Below are 18,823 nucleotides of genomic sequence, written 5' to 3'. Positions count from 1 at the left end.
CGGCAGCCGCGTCTCAGGCGAACAGGTCGTCGAATTCATCCATCCGCACGCGGGCAGCCGCCGGTACGGGGACCGCGACGGGCTCACCATCCCTCACCTCGCCGGTCGCCGTGTCGACGGCGTCCATCAGGGCTCGCGCCTCGGCCGTGAGGAAGCGACTCGGCTTGGCGATGACGTGCTTGGCGAGGAACGACGTGGGATGCGTGGGCAGCCGCGCCGGCGCATACACGTCGAGGGTGTCGCGGGCCCGGGTGAGGCCCACGTAGAACAGCCGCTGCTCCTCGATGAGTCCGGCGGGTGACGACAGCGCCATGTCGGAGGGCATCGCCCCGTCGGTCGCGCGGATCACGTGCACGGCGCTGAACTCGAGTCCCTTGGCCGAGTGGATCGTCGACAGCGTGACCCAGTCCTCATCGAGGTGCGGTTTCTTCGCCCAGTCGCCCGAGACGTCCACCGGGTCGATCGCCTGCTCGCTGACGAAGGTGCGCAGATCCGACTGCCGTGCCGCGGCCTCGGCGATGCCGTCGACGTCGGTCACGCGGCGCTGCCAATCCGGGTAGTGCGCGCGCAGCAGGGGCTCGATCGCCGCGCGGCAGGTCTCGACGAGCTCGGGCACGGTCGTCGTGGCATCCACCGCGCCCAGTTGGGACAGCGTGGAGGCGAGCCCGGTGCGCGCCTTCGCGGGCGCTGCGGCGACAGCATCCGATGCTCGCTCGATGCCGCCGTCGGCGAGGATCGCCGCGAGCCCCCGCGCGGAGGCCTTGCCGATCGCGCGATGCCGGGTGAGCAGCCGATACCAGGACACCTCGTCGGACGGATTGAGCACCACGCGGAAGCCCGCGAGCAGGTCGCGCACGTGCGCGGTCTCGAGGTAGCCGATGCCGCCGAACTTGTGGAACGGGATGTTCCGCACCTTCAGCTCCACCTCGAGCTGGGCGCTGTGCGAGCCGGTGCGCATCAACACGGCCTGCTCGCGCAGCGGCAGGCCGTCGACGTGCGCCTCGAGGATGCGGTCGGCGACCGTGCGCGCCTCGTCGTCTGCGTTGCGGCACACGACGAGGGAGGGCCGGATGCCGGCATCCGGCCGATCTGCACGCAAGCGCAGCCCGAGCTCGCCGGGCCGCACCTCGTTCGCCAGGTCGAGGATGGGCTGGGTGGAGCGGAAGTTGCGCTCCAGCCGCACGAGCGTGGTGTCGGGGAAGGCGGATGCCAGGTCGAGCAGGTGCCCGGCGCTGGCGCCGCGGAAGCCGTAGATGGCCTGCGCGTCGTCGCCGACGACGGTGAGTCCGCGCCCGTCGGGGGCGAGCCCGCGCACGATGTCGACCTGCAGGCTGTTGACGTCCTGGTACTCGTCGACGAGCACCCAGTCCCATCGCGCGCGCAGCCGGGCGCCGACGTCGGGGTCACGCACCAGCGCACGCCAGGCGATGAGCAGGTCGTCGAGATCGAGCAGCCCGCGCTCGCGCTTGCGGGTGCTGTAGTGCCGCAGCAGGGCAAGGATGTCGTCCGCGTGCTCGAGCGCCCAGGGGAACTGCTCGTCGATCACCTTCCGCGCGGGGATGCCCGTGTTGATGGCGCGCGAGCCGATGTCGGCGATGGTGCGGGTGGTCGGCAGTCGCTTGTCGGTGCCGTCGAGTTGGAACTCCGAACGCAGCAGGTCGAGCAGGTCGATCACGTCATCCGGATCGAGCACCGTGACATCCGCCAGCCCCAGATGCTGCGCGTGCTCGGCGATGATGCGGTGCGCCACGGCGTGGAAGGTTCCGCCGGCGATCCGCTGCGCCGCCTGCGGATCGTCGCACAGGGCAGCCGCTCGCGAGATCATCGACGCCGCGGCTCTGCGGGTGAACGTCAGCAGCAGGATGCGCTCGGGTGCAACCCCCGCCTGCAGCAGCCGCGCGACCCGCGAGGTGAGCACCCGCGTCTTGCCGGTGCCCGCGCCGGCCGCGATCACGAGCGGCCCGTCCCCGTGCTCGACCGCCTGCAGCTGGGCGGCGTCGAGCCCGGCGAGCGCGTCGCTGTCGTTCGTCAGGGTGGTGTCCGTCACGCTGGCGACGGTACGCGTGGGTTCGGACATCCGGGCCGCCCCACCCGCGTCCGGGCGGGAGCCCCACATTCGAGAGGAGGCGCCTCCGGAGCGTGTGCGTCGCGATCCGTGAACGCTGGCAGAGTGCTAGCATCCGATCAGGGATGCCGACAGGAGGCGCATCATGGCCGCGATCACGATCCGCAATCTCAGCGACGACGTCGTCGACGCGCTGAAGAAGCGAGCCAAGCGCAACGGGCGCTCCATGGAGGCCGAGGCGCGCGAGGCACTGTTCCAGCTGGCGGCCGGCGAGATCTCCACGGCCAGCGGGCTGGAGCAGACTCTCGTACAACGCTCCTCGCCTCGCCGATCCGTGCCGATGCGCGACGTCATGGAGCGGATCGCCGCGAACCCGCGAACAACTCAGCAGCGGCAGACCGCGCAGGACTGGGCGCAGGAGATCGAGGACGAGCGGCGGCTGTACATCCTGACCGAGGATGAGCTCATCGATCCGTGGGAGCGCGCCGAACTGCAGGCTCGACTCCAGCGGAAGGAGCAGGGCGAGTGATCCTGCTCGACACCAACGCTGTCATCCGCATCGACGAGCTCTCATTCATCGACGACTCCCTCGCGCTGAGTGCACTCACTCTGGCAGAGCTTCAGTTCGGCATCGAGCACGCCAAGGATCCGAGCGCGCGGCGACGGCGGCGCGATGAACTCTCGTACGTTCGTCACACCCTCGGTGTTCCGGAACTCCCCTTCGATCGCGAGGCGGCCGAGGGCTACGGCCGCATGGCCGCGATCGTCGCCAAGACCCGCCCTGCGCATGCCCGCAGCACAGACACCTTCCTCGCCGGCCACGCCTTCGCGCTCGGTGCGGCGATCATGACCTTCAACGCCAGGGACTTCGAGCTCGTCGCCGACGAGGTGGAGATCATCGACGCCGGCCGTCAGGGGTAGTGCTCTACCCGAGAAACGCCTCCTGACATGAGAAACGCCTCGCCATGCTGTGTCTCGTGCGGGGAGGCGTTTCTCGACGGGTGCGCGAAGGCGCGCGGCCGCGGCTACCGCCGCCGCACCGCCTGCCACTGCGCGCGGCGCTCGGCCTGCGCCACCGGATCGGGCACGGGCAGCGCGGCCAGCAGCTCGCGGGTGTACGCGTCGCGCGGGTCGCCCAGCACCTGGGCGGTCGTGCCCTGCTCCTTGATCTTGCCCTGCTGCAGCACGAGGATGCGATCCGACACGGCATCGATCACGGCCAGGTCGTGGCTGATGAACAGCGACGCGAAGCCCAGCTCGGCCTGCAGCTGCGTGAACAGCTCGAGCACGGTCGCCTGCACCGAGACATCCAGCGCACTGGTCGGCTCGTCGGCGATCAGCAGCTTCGGGTCGAGCGCCAGCGCGCGCGCGAGCGATGCGCGCTGACGCTGGCCGCCGGACAGCTCGTGCGGGTACCGGTCGCCGAAGTTCGTGGGCAGCCGCACCGCGTCGAGCAGCTCGTTCACACGTGAACGCGCTGCAGAGACGCTCGAGAATCGGCCGTGCACGATCAGCGGCTCGGCGACGCACTCCGCGATGGTCAGCAGCGGGTTGAAGCTGGTCGCCGGGTCCTGGAACACGAAACCGATCTGCGGGCGCAGCGGGGTGAGTGAGCGGGCCTTCGCTCCGCGCATCTCCTGCCCGAGCACGGTCAGCGACCCGCCGAGCACCGTGGTCAGGCCCACCACGGCGCGACCGATCGTGGTCTTTCCCGAACCGGACTCCCCCACCAGGCCGACGACCTCACCGGGGCCGACGTGGAAGTCCACGCCCTTCACGGCCGTGACCGCGCCCCGGCCGAACCGGCCCGGGTACCCGATCTCGGCGGCGGATGCCACGATGAGGCTGCCCTCGGGGACGGGCGGCGCGACGTGCGGAGCATCCGCCCTGGGTGAGGGGTCAGAAATTGTCGCATTTGACGTACCGGATCCCGCGTTTTCTGACCCCTCATTCGACGCGGCGACCGCCGACTTGCCCTGGCCGACGTGCGGGACGGCGGCGAGCAGCTTCTTCGTGTACTCCTCGCGGGGGTTCGCGAACAGCTCCCGCACCGGGGCCTCTTCGACGATGTCGCCCTGGTACATCACGATCACGCGGTCGGCGAGGTCGGCGACCACACCCATGTTGTGCGTGATGAGCACGATCGTCGCACCGAACTCGTCACGGCAGGTGCGCAGCAGATCGAGGATCTCCGCCTGCACGGTGACGTCCAGCGCGGTCGTCGGCTCGTCGGCGATGATCAGCCCGGCGTTCAGCACCAGCGCCATCGCGATGACGATGCGCTGCTTCTGGCCGCCCGAGAACTGGTGCGGGTAGTCGTCGACGCGTTTCTCGGGCGACGGGATCCCGACGCGCCGCATGATGTCGATGGCCCGCTCCCGGGCATCCTTCTTCGACAGCTTCGTGTGCGCGCGGATGCCCTCGGCGATCTGCCAGCCCACGGTGTAGACCGGGTTCAGCGCGGTGGACGGCTCCTGGAACACCATCGCCGCATCGCGCCCGCGCATCGCGCGCAGCTTCGCCTGCGAGGCGTGCACGATGTCGGTCTCGCCGCCCTCACGGCCCCGTACGATGACGGCGCCGGAGGTCGTCGCAGTCTCGGGCAGCAGGCCCAGCAAGGTGTTCGCGGTCACGGTCTTGCCCGAGCCGGATTCGCCGACGATGGCCAGCACCTCGCCCGAGCTCGCGCTCAGCGAGATGCCCTTGACCGCCTCGACGGGGTCGTCGTCGGTCGCGAACACGACCCGCAGATCGCGGATCTCTGCGACATCCGTCATTTTGCACCTCCCGCGCGACGGCGGGTGCGCAGTCGCGGATCACTCAGGTCGTTCAGGCTCTCGCCGACGAGGGTGATGCCCAGCACCACCAGCACGATCGCGAGGCCGGGGAAGACGCTGGTCCACCAGATGCCGCTGGTCACGTCGCCCATGGCGCGGTTCAGGTCGTAGCCCCATTCGGCCGCGGCCGTCGCCTCGATGCCGAAACCCAGGAAGCCGAGGCCCGCGAGGGTCAGCAGCGCCTCCGACGCGTTCAGCGTGATGAGCACCGGCAGGGTGCGCACCGAGTTGCGCAGCACGTGCCGCAGCAGGATGCGGTGCGTGGGCACGCCGATCACCTTCGCCGAGTCGACGAACGGTTCGGCACGAACGCGCACCACCTCGGCGCGGATGACGCGGAAGTACTGCGGCACGAACACCACGGTGATCGCGATCGCCGTCGCCATGATGCCGCTCCACAGACTGGACTGACCGCCGCTGATGACGATCGACATCACGATCGCCAGCAGCAGTGACGGGAATGCGTAGATCGCGTCGGCGATGACGACGAGGATGCGATCCAGCCAGCCGCCGAAGTATCCGGCGAGCAGGCCAAGGGCGATGCCGACGAAGATCGAGCAGACGATCGCCGCGATGATCACGAGCAGCGCCGTCTGCGCACCCCAGATCGCGCGCGACAGCACGTCGAAGCCCGAGACGGTGGTGCCCAGCAGGTTGGTCGCGTTCGGCGGCTGCCGGGTGCCGAACGAGACGCCGTCGGCGGTCTGCTGCTGCGCCCAGGAGTACGGTGCCAGCACCGGCGCCAGCAGGGCGACGAGGACGAACAGGGCGGTGATGATCAGGCCGGTCACCAGCATCCCGCGCTGCAGCCCGACACTCTGCCGCAGGTGCGAGACCACAGGCAGCCGCTCGTTCCAGCGCTTCTTGCGCGGCGGCACCGCGGCGAGCGCCTCCGTCTTGGGGGTGGGGAGGTCGGTGGATTCGGGGATGACGCCCATGTCAGTACCTCACCCTCGGGTCGATCATCGCGGCGACCATGTCGACGATGAAGTTCGTGACCGCCACGACGACAGCGATCATCACGACGATGCCCTGCACGGCGACGAAGTCGCGGGCCTTGAGGTACTCGGTGAGCATGAAGCCGATGCCCTTCCACTCGAAGGTGCTCTCGGTGAGCACGGCTCCCGCGAGCAGCATGGCGATCTGCATGCCCATCACGGTGATGATCGGGATCAGCGCCGGCCGGTAGGCGTGCTTGGTGAGCAGTCGGTACTCGCTGACGCCGCGGGACCGCCCGGAGGTGACGTACTGCTGCCCGAGCGTGCCGATCACGTTCGTGCGGATCAGTCGCAGGAAGACGCCGGCGGTCAGCAGGCCGAGGGCGATGGCCGGCAGGATGGCGTGCTGCAGCACGTCACCGATCGCCTCACCGTCGCCCAGCCGGATGGCGTCGAGCAGATAGATGCCGGTGGGGGTGTCGATGCCCGCCATGAGCAGTTCGGTGTCGGTGCTGCCGCGGCCCGAGACGGGCAGCCAGTCCAGCCACACCGAGAAGATGAGCTTGAGCAGCAGGCCGGCGAAGAAGATCGGCGTCGCGTACGCGAGGATCGCCATCACGCGCAGCACGGCATCCTGCCAGCGGTCGCGCCGGTACGCGGCGATGAGTCCCAGCGGGATGCTGATCAGCAGCGCGACGATGAGCGCGTACAGCGCGAGTTCGAGCGTGGCCGAACCGTACTGCAGCAGGATCTCGATCACCGGACGGCGGTCGGTGATCGTCGTGCCGAAGTCGCCGCGGAACACGGCGCCCAGGTACTCCAGGTACTGCACGAACAGCGGCCGGTCGTAGCCCGCCTCATGGATGCGCTGCGCCAGCTGGTCGGGCGGCAGGCGGCCGCCGAGGGCCGCGGTGATGGGATCGCCGGTGATCCGCATCAGGAAGAAGACCGTCGTCACGAGGATCAGGACGGTGGGGATGATCAGCAGCAGCCGGATCAGGATGTAGCGCCACAGTCCTCCGCCGGCGGACCGGCTGCGGGGCTGTACGTGTGTGAGGGCATCGACGGCATCGACGGCCATGGGGTACCTCTTTTTGCGTTCTTCGGGCGTCCTTCGACAGGCTCAGGACCCACCTGAGGACGACGTGGGTCGCTGAGCCTGTCGAAGCGGAACGCGTTACTTCGTCAGCGGCGCGTAGCGGAACTTGAACGAGGCATCCAGGGTGGTGCCCTTCACGTCCTTGCCCACGACCGCGACCTGCGTGCCCTGCAGCAGCGGCAGGGTCGACAGGTCCTTCGCCACTGCCTCCTGGATCTGGCCGATGATCTCGAGGCGCTTGGCCGAATCGGTCTCGGTCTGCTCGTCGACGATCAGCTGCTGAACCTCGGCGTTGTCGTAGTGGTTCACGAGGAAGTTCTCCTTCACGAAGAACGGCGACAGGTAGTTGTCGGCGTCGGAGTAGTCCGGGTACCAGCCCAGCTGGTACAGCGGATAGACGTCGGAGGAGCGGTCCTTCGAGTACTGCACCCACTCGGTCTGCTGCAGGTTGACCGTGAAGAGGCCGCCCTTCTCGAACTGCGTCTTGTACGCGGCGTACTCGTCACCCGAGGACGGGCCGTAGTGGTCGCCGTTGTACTGCAGGTTCAGGGTGACCGGGGTCTGCACGCCGGCGTCGGCGAGCACCTTGGCCGCCTTGTCGGCGTCGGGTCCGCCGTCGCCGTCGCCGTACATGTCCTTCAGCGGCGTGGTCGCGCCGGGCATGCCGTCGGCCACGTAGGAGTACAGCGGGGTGAAGGTGTCCTTGTAGACGTCCTTCGCGACCGCCTCGCGGTCGAGCAGGTTCGCCATCGCCTGACGAACCGCGAGTGCCTTCGCCGGGTCGGCTTCGGGGGTCTTCGCGCCGAACGGCATGGTGTCGAAGTTGAACGTGATGTACCGGATCTCACCGCCGGGTCCGTCGACGACCTGCACCTTGTCGTTGCCCTTGAGGTCCTCGACGTCGGTGGCCGACAGGCTGCGGAACGCCACGTCGATGTCGCCGTTGCCGATCGCCAGCTTCAGGTTCGAGGCATCGGCGTAATAGGTGACCTGCACGGCCTTGTTCTCGGCCGCGCCCAGGCTGCCCTTGTAGTCCGGGTTCGGCTTGTACGAGACGAGTTCGTTGAACTTGTAGGAGTCGATCACGTACTGACCGGCGAACGCCTCACCCTTGACGATCTCGTCGTCCGTCGTGACGGCGTCGGCCGAGAAGACGTCCTCGTCGATGATCGGGCCCGCCGGGCTGGAGAGGATCTGCGGCCAGATCTGATCGTCGCCGTTCTTCAGCGTGAAGACGACGGTCGTGTCATCCGGTGCCGCAACGGAAGCGAGGTTGCCGAGCAGCGCCGCGGGGCCGTTCGGATCGGCGATCTTCACCATGCGGTCGAACGAGAACTTCACGTCGCTCGAGGTGAGCTCGTTGCCGTTGGCGAACTTCAGGCCCGCCTTGAGCTTGACGGTGTATTCCGTGGGCGAGGTGAACTCGGCGGACTCGGCGATGTCGGGGCTGATCTCGGCGGTGCCGTACTTGCTGTTCAGCAGGAACGGGTAGATCTGGTTCATCACGGCGAACGAGCCGTTGTCGTAGGAACCGGCCGGGTCGAGGGAGGTGACCTTGTCGGTGGTGCCGACCTTGATGGTGCCGCCCGCGGCGCCGCCGCCGTCACCGTCCTTGTCCGCGGTGCTGGTCGCGCAGCCCGAGAGCACGAGCGCCGTGATGCCGAGCGCGCCGACGGTGAGGCCGAGTCTTCCCCTGGTGATCTTCATTGACATTCCTACCCTCTTGGTGGATCGGGGGTCCGCGCACATCGATGTCGCGCGGTTCGGCCTTCACCCTAGATCACCGTCGCCGAGATACCCAACCGATCGGTAGGTATCGTGACGAGACCGACACAGGCGTTTCCGCGTCAGGGCGCCAGCCCGAAGTGCGCCAGTTCGGCGTCATCCAGCATCCGAGAGCGGATGAGGAACCGCATGCCGGTCGGCCCCTCCACGCTGAATCCTGCGCCCCGTCCAGGAACGACATCGACGGTCAGGTGCGTGTACTTCCAGTACTCGAACTGCGACTCCGACATGAACATCTCGATGGGATCGTCGAGGCCCGCGTCGAGGTCGCCCAGTTTCACATCCCCCGGGCCCGTCAGGAACATGCCCACCGGATAGCACATCGGGGACGAGCCGTCGCAGCAGCCTCCGGACTGGTGGATCATGAGCGGCCCGTGCTGGGCGGTCAGCGTGCGCAGCAGGGTCGCCGCGTCCTCGGACACGGCGACCCGCGAGAGCGTCTGCTCGGACATCAGAAGAAGCCCATCGGTCCCTCGGCGTACGACACCAGAAGGTTCTTGGTCTGCTGGTAGTGATCGAGCATCATCTTGTGGTTCTCGCGCCCGACGCCGGACTGCTTGTACCCGCCGAAGGCGGCATGCGCAGGGTACTGGTGGTAGGTGTTGGTCCATACGCGACCCGCCTCGATCGCACGGCCGGCACGGTAGGCGGTGTCGCCGCTGCGGCTCCACACTCCAGCCCCGAGGCCGTACAGGGTGTCGTTGGCGATGGAGATGGCGTCGTCGAAGTCGCTGAAGCTCGTCACCGACAGCACCGGTCCGAAGATCTCCTCCTGGAAGATGCGCATGTCGTTGGTGCCCTCGAACACGGTCGGCGCGACGTAGTAGCCGTCACTGAGGTCTCCGCCGAGATCGACCCGCTCACCGCCGGTGAGCAGCCTGGCGCCGCCCTGCTTGCCGATGTCGATGTAACTGAGGATCTTCTCCAGCTGGTCGTTCGACGCCTGCGCGCCGATCATGGTCGCCGGATCCAGCGGGTTGCCCTGGATGACCCTGCCCACCCGCTCCAGTCCGTCGGAGAGGAAGCCGTCGTAGATCGAGCGCTGGATGAGGGCGCGCGACGGGCACGTGCACACCTCGCCCTGGTTCAGCGCGAACATCGTGAAGCCCTCGAGCGCCTTGTCGTAGAACGGATCGTCCTCCCGGGCGACGTCCTCGAAGAACACGTTCGGGCTCTTGCCTCCGAGCTCCAGCGTGACGGGGATGAGGTTCTGCGAGGCGTACTGCATGATCAGCCGCCCTGTGGTCGTCTCTCCCGTGAAGGCGACCTTGCGGATGCGCTTGTGCTGCGCGAGCGGCGCGCCCGCCTCGATGCCGAAGCCGTTCACGATGTTGACGACGCCGGCCGGCAGCAGGTCCCCGATGATGTCGAACAGGAACAGGATGGATGCCGGTGTCTGCTCCGCGGGCTTGATCACGACGCAGTTCCCCGCGGCGAGCGCCGGAGCGAGCTTCCACGTCGCCATCAGGATCGGGAAGTTCCACGGGATGATCTGACCGACCACGCCGAGCGGCTCCTGGAAGTGATAGGCGACGGTGTTCTCGTCGAGCTGGCTGATCCCGCCCTCCTGCGCCCGCAGGACGCCGGCGAAGTACCGGAAGTGGTCGACGGCGAGCGGGATGTCGGCGGCGAGCGTCTCGCGCACCGGCTTCCCGTTCTCCCAGGTCTCGGCGACCGCGATCGCCTCGAGGTTCTGCTCGATGCGGTCTGCGATGCGGTTCAGGATGACGGAGCGCTCCGCCGGTGAGGTGCGCTTCCAGGACTCGAACGCCCGCCAGGCGACGTCGACCGCTCGGTCGACGTCCTCGACGGTGCCCCGGGCGACCTCGGTGAACGGCTTGCCGTTGACCGGGCTGATGTTCTCGAAGTACTGGCCCTTGGCGGGTTCGACGAACTCGCCGCCGATGTAGTGGCCGTAGCGCGGCCGGTAGTCCGCCGGCGACCCGGGCTGTCCGGGGGCGGCATAGGCGGTGGACACACTCTCTTCGACGATGGTCATGACGTCTCCTTCGACATTCCGCGGCGACGGTGCCGCACGATCCAGGTGCGTCGAAGCTACGTCGCCGCAGGTTGCGCCCCGGTGCGTCACGTTGCATCGGGTTGCAGGCATCCCTGCTGCGGGGTCAGCGAGCGGGATTCCGGTCGAGCTTCTCGAGCCGGCTCACCAGACCGGCGCGGCGTGGCGAGCGCGCGGGCAGCATCTCGAGGCCGAGCCGCAGCACCTCGGCATCCTCTGCGCCCTCGGGGATGTCGGCGAAGGCGAGGAGCACGTCGATGCTGGCTTCGGAGAGCATCGTCTCGCGCAGCGTTCCGCGTAGTCCCTCGCGCAGGTCGACCACTCCCGGGGCGTCGGAGTCCGGCAGCACCGGTCCCCGATACGCCGACAGCGCCACCCGGTGTGCTCCGCGGTCGAGCAGCGACAGCACGTTCTGCGCGTCCGTCTCGAGGACGATCGGCAGCCGATACGGGCGGGACTGGGGAACGAGGTCGGGCGAGAGCCGCTCCAGGACCTTGCGGAGCCGCACCATCTCGGGCCGCAGGGTCTCGGCCGACGAGCCCTCACCGTAGACGAGCTCGGCCAGACGGTCGGCGGACAGGCCCTGCCGGTGCACGGCGAGCATCAGCAGGATCTCCGCGTGGCGGGCGCTGAGCTCGATCACCCGCTCCTCACGGTCTGCGACGGCGGCGAGCAGTGCGCGGTCACGGCCGAGCACCTGCAGCACGCATCGCGTCGGCGTCGTCTCACGCGCAGGACGAGTGGTCCGCCGATGGGGCTGTTCCGCGCGCTCACGAAGGCGGGCGACGAGCAGCTCGGACTCCACGGCACGGGCGGTCGCGTCGACGAGCATCCGCGCCTGCGGAGTCGCGACCTCGGCACTGCCCGTGACGTCGATCACCCCCAGGATGCGCCGGGTCTCCGGATCGAAGACCGGTGCGGCCGTGCACGACCAGGGCTGCACGAGACGGTTGTAGTGCTCGGCCTGATGGATCTGCACCGACTGCCCCAGTGCGATGGCGGTGCCCGGGGCGGATGTGCCCACCGAGCTCTCCGACCAGTTGGCCCCCTCGACGAAGCCCATGTCGCCCGAGAGCAGTCGCTGGTTGACGTCGCCTTCCACCCAGAGCAGCCGGCCCGCATGGTCGCCGACGGCCACGATCACTCCGGAGTCCTCTGGCGCGCCGGGCAGCAGCAGACCACGGATGAGATCCATCGTCGCGGCGAGCGGATGCGCGGCGCGGTAGTGCTCCAACGCCTCCGCATCGAAGTCCAGCAGGGGAAGGCCCTCCGGGCCGACCCTGCCGCGCCAGGCCCGTTCCCACGACTCCCGCACCAGCGGACGCACCTGCTGCAGACGGCGGTCGTCGAGATTCCCCGCGAGCAGCTCCTCGTGCGCGCGCTCGATCATCAGGCGCGACGCCTCTGCCGAGATGTCGCGCGAGGAGGACCACGGTGACGACGGCACGCTGCTCCGATCGGCGCTGACGGGTGTGCCCAGTGTAAGCCTCAGGCCCGGCGGGTCAGCCGGCTGACCGAAGCGCCCACCATTCGCGCAGGCGCTGCTCCGCGGCATCCGGGCCGATGACGCCCTCGTCCAGGCGCAGGTCGAGCAGGAAGCGGTACGCCTCGCCGACTTCGCGGCCCGGAGCGATACCGAGGATCTGCTGGATCTGGTTTCCGTCGAGCTCTGGTCGGATGCTGTCGAGCTCCTCCTGCTCGCGCAGTTCGACGATGCGGCGCTCGATGTCGTCGTATGCGCCCGCCAGGCGGGCCGCCTTGCGCTTGTTGCGCGTGGTCACGTCGGCTCGGGTGAGGATGTGCAGCCGCTCGAGCTGGTCACCGGCATCCCGCACGTAGCGGCGCACCGCGCTGTCGGTCCACGCACCCTCGGCGTAGCCGAAGAAGCGCAGGTGCAGCTCGATCAGCTTCGCGACGGCGTCGGTGGTGTCGCCGTCGAAGCGCAATGCCTGCAGGCGCTTGCGCGCCATCCGCGAGCCGACCGCGTCGTGGTGGTGGAAGGTCACTCCCCCACCGGACTCTAGCCGGCGCGTGCGGGGCTTGCCGATGTCGTGCAGCAGCGCCGCGATGCGCAGCGCCACGTCGGGCTCGGCGCCGGGGTTGCGCGATGTCTCCAGGGCGATGGCCTGGCGCAGCACGGTGAGCGAGTGCTCGTAGACGTCCTTGTGGTGGTGGTGCTCGTCGACCTCGAGGCGCAACGCCGGCACCTCCGGCAGGAACAGGTCGATCAGCCCGGTGTCGACGAGCACCCGGATGCCGCGCACCGGATCATCCGTCTGCAGCAGCCGGATCAGCTCGCCCTGGATGCGCTCCGGGCTCACGATCCGCAGGGTGTCGCGCAGCTCCTCCATCGCACGCCGCGTGTCGCGTTCGATGGCGAATGCGAGCTGGGCGCTGAAGCGCGCAGCGCGCAGCATCCGCAGCGGGTCGTCGCCGAAGCTGACCGCCGGGTCGATAGGGGTGCGCAGGATGCCGGCGACGAGATCCTCGACGCCGGAGGTGGGGTCCACGAGCTTCACGTCCGGCACCCGCAGGGCCATCGCGTTGACGGTGAAGTCGCGGCGCAGGAGGTCTCCGTCGATGGTGTCGCCGAACTCGACGACGGGCTTGCGCGTGGTGCCGTCATAGCTGTCGGCACGATAGGTGGTGATCTCGACCTGCTCGCCCTGCACCCGCGCGCCGATCGTGCCGAAGGCGCGGCCGATGTCCCACTGGGCGGTCGAGATCGGCGTGACGATCCGCAGGATGTCGTCGGGCCGGGCATTCGTGGTGAAGTCGAGATCGTGCGTCGGTCGGCCGAGCAGGGCGTCGCGCACCGGGCCGCCGACGACGGCGAGCTCGAAGCCCGCATCCGCGAAGGCGGTCGCGAGGGTGCGGACGACCGGATGCGCGGCGAGCGCGCCGAGTCGGGACAGGCCCTCGGCCATGTTGAGCATGGGTTCCAGGGTACCGGGGCGGGCGCCCCTCCCGAGTGTCGTGCTCGAGAGGGGCGCCCGGAGATCCGGATGCCGGTGGGTCAGCCGATCCGGCGGTCGCGTCGCCCACGGGCGATCAGGATGCCGCCGGCGGCGACCGTCAGCAGCGCGCCGATGCCGAGGCCGATCGGCCAGAGCGCGGAGCCTCCGGTGGTGGCGAGCTCGCCGGACTGCCCGGAACCGGAGCCCTGCGGGCCGCCGCTGCCGTTCCCGCCATTGCCGTCGCCACCGCCGTTCCCGTTGCCGCCGCCGTTCTCGCCGCCGCCGTCACCGGGGCCGGTCGGATCGGTCGGTCCGGTCGTCTTGCCGGTCGCGGTGAACATGCGAACCTCGCTGTACTCCACCCCGCCGTACGGACCGGTGGTGCGCACGTACCAGCCGTGCTCGGCCGCCGGCGCCGCCGCGGCGAGCGCCGCCCTCGCCTTGCCCTTGGCCGGGCCGACGCCCTTCCACGTCACCGAGGTCTCCTCGCCGCTGACGACGTCCTTCACGCAGTCGATCTCGTTCGTGGTGAGGATGTCGGCGCGGAACGAGTCGGTCGACAGGGTCTTCGCCACGGATCGGATGCCGCCGGCGGCGTAGGGGATCTCGAACTCCTGCATCCCGGCCGGGCTGTTCAGCGACGGCTCGTCCGAGTCGAAGTCGTCCAGCGACGGCGAGTAGGTGCGCACGATGATGCGACCGTTCTCGTTGTCCCCATTCCCGTTGTCGAAATGCAGCAGGCGGAGGTATCCCATGCCGCCCTCCGGCAGCGCCTGGTAGTCGAACAGCATCGAGGTCACCGTGCGGTCGGCGACTCCGTCGCCGTCGTCGTCGAACTCGTCCAGCCGCGTGTAGGCGTCGTGGTAGTGCCCGGAGCCCACGGCGATGACGTTCGCGTTCGGCGCCACGACCTCGTCGTAGATCCGCTGCGGGAACGGCCCAAGCCCGCCCGTGGTGAGCATGAACTCGTGCAGGTTCAGCATCACCTTGCGCTCCGGATACTGCCGGATCACCGAGTTCATCCAGGCGATGTCCTCGGAGTTCGAGGCGGTGTCGTTCGGGTCGGGCCAGCCCATGTACATCACGAGCAGGTCCACGCCGCCGGCGCTCACCAGGTCGTAGTGACCACGGTTGTCCTTGTAGGAGCCGCCGTACCAGGGGTTCTCCGCGAAGCGGTCCTCACCGAAGTACGAGCTGTACGGCCCGTAGTTCCCCTCGAAGTGGCCGACGTCGTGGTTGCCCGCCAGCACGCCGTAGGGCATACCGGCCTCGTCGAGCATCCGATACGCGTCATCCGCGTTCTGCCACTGGTACTCCTCGTTCTGGTTGTCGACGATGTCGCCTGTGTGCGCGACGTACTGCAGATTGAGCTCGTCGCGCTGGTCGACGAGGAACCTGTTGATGTTCAGCTGGTGCGTGTACCAGGCATCCGATCCGCCGGTGCCGGCGCGCCTGCCCTCGTTGCTGTTGTAGTACTGCGTGTCCGACTCCCAGGCGAGGGTGAAGTCGTACTGGTCGCGCGGCGTCGCCCCCTCGTTGTAGGGCGTCACCTGCGAGTCGCGTCCGCTGAGGTCGGTGGCGGCCCACCCCTCGGAGTGCTGCACGAGGAAGGTGATCTTCCCGTCCTTCGCATGATCGGCCACGGGGACCTGCGCCTCGAGCGTGAACGAGGTCGGTGCGCCGCCGGTGGTGACGTGGCGGTCCACCTCCTGCCAGCCGCCCTTCACGTCCTGCACGTAGAGCAGCACCTTGGCGTCGGCGTTCGCGGATCCCTCCCAGGCGACCCTGGCATCCGATCCGTCCTTGGCGTTCGCAGGGACGTCGACGGTGAACAGCTGGTACGGCATCGCCGTCTCCGACGTCTCGGCGACCTCGATGCCGTCCATGCGGGTGAGCTTCGCGAGCTCGTCAGCGCTCAGCGTCCTGGCGTCGCCGCGGTCGCTCGAGCGGCTGTCCGTCGTGGTGCCCGAAGCGACGCGCACCGCGGCATCCGTCGGCACGTAGCGGTAGCCCTCGGCGAAGCAGAGTTCGAGCCGGTCGTCGACGTTGGAGCCGGGGCTGGCGACCAGGTCGACCTCGTCGGCGTCGATCCTCGCGCCGTCGTCGGGGCTGATCAGCGTGGTGTGCGGCTTCTCATCGGCGGTCGAGAACGCGATCGTGCTCGTCGAGCTGTTGCCCACCTTGTCCTTCGCCGTGATGACCGCGGTGTGATCGCCCGGGGCGAGCGTGAGCGAGGAGGTCTTCAGCGGGAGCGCGATCTCCTTCTCGTCGAGCGTCGCGGTGACGCTCTCGTAGCCGGAGCCCTCGTCGGTCACCGTCGCGTCGATCGTGAAGTCGCCGCGGTACTGGGTGCCGTCGGTGAGCGTGGTGTCGATGCGCGGTGCCGTGTTGTCGACCTTCACGGTGCGCGTGGCGGTGCGCTCACCCTCGGAGGCCGTGACGACGTGGTCGCCGTCAGCCACCGCCGTGGTGTCCCAGGTCGCCGAGACCGAGTCGAAGGCGTCCTCAGGGATGTCGAAGGTGAAAAGGATGTAGACGAGGTTCGCGTCGCTGAGGGCGATGCGCTCCGCGGCATCCGCCGGGCAGGCCCGCTCGACGGGATCCTTGCCCTCGCCCGCGCCCGCGCACGTGGTCGGATGCAGCACCCGCCCGTCCGGCAGCACGAGGCGCGGGTTCATCATGGTGAAGTCGTCGTTGTTCTCGTCGACGTTCGGCTCGGGCCACGCCTTCGTGCCGGCGTAGACGCCGAGCGTGAGCTTGTCGCCCCGCACGACCTGGTCCACGGGGACATCGGCATCGACCGTGACGATGCGGTCGTAGTAGCCCTCGTCGAAGATCTTCAGCACGTCGTCGCCGAACTTGAGCCCGTTGCGGAAGAACGAGTCGGTGCTGGTCGCCTCGATGGCGAACTTCGGCGCCCTCTCGAGCGACGGTGCGGTCTCGCCGAGCGCCGTGCCGTCGACGCCGATCGAGAGTGCCCCCGGGTCGCCGTCGGTGGTGCCGACGATCGGCGTCTGCGCGTTGACGTACTGTCCGTCGGCGACGTTCAGCCGCACCGGCTCGACCGGCGAGTCGTCCAGCACGATCCGGACCGGACCGAGGGTGGACTCGAGCGAGCCGTCACCGGCGGTCACCGAGTACTCGACCCAGCGCTTGCCGTACACGTCGACCGCGGGGATCGAGTAGAGGTAGCGTCCGGCGGTCGCGAACGTGAGGTTGCGCTCCTCGACGCCGCCGAGGCTGTCCGTCAGCGTGAGGGTCACCCGGCGCACCAGCACGTCGTCGGTGATGTCGAAGCCCAGTTCGATGTTCTCCGAATCGGGCACCTCGGATCCGCCGGTCAGGTCGACGATCTTCGGTGCGGCGCCTGCGGGCGGGTAGGCGACGAAGGCCGGGGCGACCTGCGCATCGCTGACCGCGCCGGGCGTCGGGGCCGCCAGGCCCAGCATGGCCTGGGTGGTGCCGGCCGGATCGGCCGGAGTCCACATCGCCGCAGCACCGGCCGGGTTCCAGGCGTCCTGGATCGCGGTGCTCGCCGTGGTCTGCGCGTCATCGAAGTAGAAGGCGCGCGAGACGACGTGGCCCGACTTCGTCTGCAGCTGCAGCCCGCGGGATCCGCCGTTCGCCATGCCACCCGACGAGATGGTCAGGATGCTCTCACCCAGCTTCAGGTCGCTGCCCATGGCGGCGTTGAAGTCGGCGACGGTGAGGCCCGCGGCCACGACGGCCGGGTTCTGGATCCACAGCACGAGCGTCTCGCCGGAGGCGATGGTCGGCTCACCGGGACCGGCAGGCCACAGCGTGGACGACAGAGCCTTCGGGTTCGTCAGGTCGTTGTCGGTGGTCAGGTAGGCGAGCACGTAGTCGCCGAAGTCGATCGGCTTGTCGGAGGCGTTGTAGAGCTCGATGTACTCGTAGGCGTCGGAGCCGGAGATGTTCGCCGTATCGGGTGCCACCTCGGTGATCTGCAGCAGCGGGCCGTCGGAGTCGGGGTCGGTCGGCTTGGTGAGCGCGCTGGTCACCTGCTCCACGGTGATCGCGCCGGGCGTCGGCGTTGCCGTCGCCCCGGTCACGTCGTGCTGCAGGATGCGGGCATCGGCACTGCCGATCAGGTCGGGGACGGCGAACTGCGCGTTCCACGGGGTCGAGGCGTTGCCGTCGTCGGCGGGGACCCAGGCGCGGGAGAGCGTCGTGCCTGCGGCATCCGTCAGGCTGAACCCGCGGTTGCCGCTGTTGGCGAACCCGCCCTGCGGGCCGAACCGGAAGATCGGCGCCGCGGCATCCGTCAGGCCGTAGAACTCGCGGAACTGGTCCTTCGTGAGCGCCCGGCGCGGGTCCCCCTCGGCGTAGTTCATCCACAGCACGGCGACACCGCCGGCCGGGATGACCGCGGGCGCGTCCGCCTCACCCTCGAGGTGGATCAGCGGCTGCACGGTGCCGGCGTTCCACATCGACGTGTGATACCTGACCTGGATGCCGGTGGCCTCAAGGTCGATCGGCTGGTCGGTGGTGTTGGTGACCTCGAGGAACTCGTACTCGTCGGCGCCCGGGTTGTCGCCCTGGATCTCGGTGATCACGAGCGGCCAGTGCGCGCCCGCGTTGCCGTCGGTGCCGGCGACCGGGGCGGGAGCCTCCTCGGCCGGGATCTCGGCCGGCTCCGGGGTATCCGGGGTCTGCTCGGGAGCGGGGGTCTCCGCCGGCGCGGTCTCCTCGGGAGCCGGAGTGGCGGTCTCCTCCGGGGCCGGGGTCTCGGTCGGCTCCGGTGTCGGCGTGGGCGCCGCCGTCGGTGTGGGTGTGGGCGTCGGGGTGCCGGTCGCGGTCGGCTCCGGCGCGGGGCTCGCGCCCTCGCTCACGGACGGGTCGTCCTGGGCGTGGGCCGGAGCGGCGGACTGGGGCAGTGCGGCGGCGCACAGCGTCGCGGCGACCACCGCGGCGAGCGCGCCCGCCCCGGCACGGCGGAGGGCTTTGGGAAGCATGACGGAAGAGACCTGTTCGACGAGGGAAGACGGCAGAGGTGCCGTCCTCCTGTCTAGGGATGCCAGGTGACCCGCAGGTGTCCGTCAGGCGACGTCCGCACCGCGAAGGTGAACGCCGGGCGAACTCGCCCGGATCTGGTTTCTCAGCG

The 18,823-nt window shown here is 69.1% G+C and carries 12 protein-coding genes; 2 read left to right on the top strand and 10 right to left on the bottom strand.

Annotated features, from left to right (window positions below; translation table 11 throughout):
- Positions 1-13: 13 nt before the first annotated feature.
- A complete protein-coding gene (locus DY023_RS06985; RefSeq protein WP_181905753.1) occupies positions 14-2,047 on the bottom strand; it encodes an ATP-dependent helicase in 2,034 nt (677 codons plus the stop codon).
- A gap of 163 nt (positions 2,048-2,210) precedes the next feature.
- Here DY023_RS06985 and DY023_RS17960 point away from each other — a divergent pair, with 163 nt between their 5' ends.
- Both DY023_RS17960 and DY023_RS06975 read left to right on the top strand, forming a co-directional pair.
- Positions 2,211-2,594: a FitA-like ribbon-helix-helix domain-containing protein gene (locus DY023_RS17960; RefSeq protein WP_181905752.1), complete on the top strand. Its 384-nt coding sequence runs from the start codon at positions 2,211-2,213 to the stop codon at positions 2,592-2,594.
- Positions 2,591-2,986 carry a PIN domain-containing protein gene (locus DY023_RS06975; RefSeq protein WP_181905751.1) on the top strand — a complete coding sequence of 132 codons (396 nt, stop codon included), beginning with the start codon at positions 2,591-2,593 and terminating at the stop codon, positions 2,984-2,986. The genes DY023_RS17960 and DY023_RS06975 overlap by 4 nt, the downstream gene beginning before the upstream one ends.
- Before the next feature lie 104 nt (positions 2,987-3,090).
- Here DY023_RS06975 and DY023_RS06970 read toward each other — a convergent pair whose 3' ends face one another.
- The 9 genes from DY023_RS06970 to DY023_RS06930 form a co-directional block, all read right to left on the bottom strand.
- On the bottom strand, positions 3,091-4,842 hold the full coding sequence (locus DY023_RS06970) for a dipeptide ABC transporter ATP-binding protein (RefSeq protein ID WP_116241626.1): 1,752 nt from the start codon (positions 4,840-4,842) through the stop codon (positions 3,091-3,093).
- Positions 4,839-5,840, bottom strand: a complete 1,002-nt coding sequence (locus tag DY023_RS06965) for an ABC transporter permease (protein WP_116241625.1) — start codon at positions 5,838-5,840, stop codon at positions 4,839-4,841. The genes DY023_RS06970 and DY023_RS06965 overlap by 4 nt, the downstream gene beginning before the upstream one ends.
- 1 nt (position 5,841) lies before the next feature.
- Positions 5,842-6,921, bottom strand: a complete 1,080-nt coding sequence (locus tag DY023_RS06960) for an ABC transporter permease (protein WP_116241624.1) — start codon at positions 6,919-6,921, stop codon at positions 5,842-5,844.
- A 96-nt stretch (positions 6,922-7,017) separates the two neighbouring features.
- The gene (locus DY023_RS06955) at positions 7,018-8,646 is read right to left on the bottom strand and encodes an ABC transporter substrate-binding protein (protein WP_181905750.1); all 1,629 of its coding nucleotides are present in this window, start codon (positions 8,644-8,646) and stop codon (positions 7,018-7,020) included.
- Between the two features lie 140 nt (positions 8,647-8,786).
- Positions 8,787-9,176, bottom strand: a complete 390-nt coding sequence (locus tag DY023_RS06950; protein WP_116241622.1) for a DUF779 domain-containing protein — start codon at positions 9,174-9,176, stop codon at positions 8,787-8,789.
- Positions 9,176-10,723 carry an acetaldehyde dehydrogenase ExaC gene (exaC, locus tag DY023_RS06945; protein WP_116241621.1) on the bottom strand — a complete coding sequence of 516 codons (1,548 nt, stop codon included), beginning with the start codon at positions 10,721-10,723 and terminating at the stop codon, positions 9,176-9,178. The genes DY023_RS06950 and exaC overlap by 1 nt, the downstream gene beginning before the upstream one ends.
- A gap of 124 nt (positions 10,724-10,847) precedes the next feature.
- On the bottom strand, positions 10,848-12,131 hold the full coding sequence (locus DY023_RS06940) for a GAF domain-containing protein (RefSeq protein WP_425453438.1): 1,284 nt from the start codon (positions 12,129-12,131) through the stop codon (positions 10,848-10,850).
- 112 nt (positions 12,132-12,243) lie between these two features.
- The gene (locus DY023_RS06935) at positions 12,244-13,677 is read right to left on the bottom strand and encodes a CCA tRNA nucleotidyltransferase (RefSeq protein ID WP_116241619.1); all 1,434 of its coding nucleotides are present in this window, start codon (positions 13,675-13,677) and stop codon (positions 12,244-12,246) included.
- An 80-nt stretch (positions 13,678-13,757) separates the two neighbouring features.
- Entirely contained in the window at positions 13,758-18,674 is a 4,917-nt protein-coding gene (locus tag DY023_RS06930; protein WP_116241618.1) for a lamin tail domain-containing protein, read from the bottom strand.
- Positions 18,675-18,823 lie beyond the last annotated feature (149 nt).

Source organism: Microbacterium bovistercoris (assembly GCF_003387575.1).
GTDB classification, from domain to species: Bacteria; Actinomycetota; Actinomycetes; order Actinomycetales; family Microbacteriaceae; genus Microbacterium; species Microbacterium bovistercoris.
This window is presented reverse-complemented; position numbering and strand designations above follow the sequence as displayed.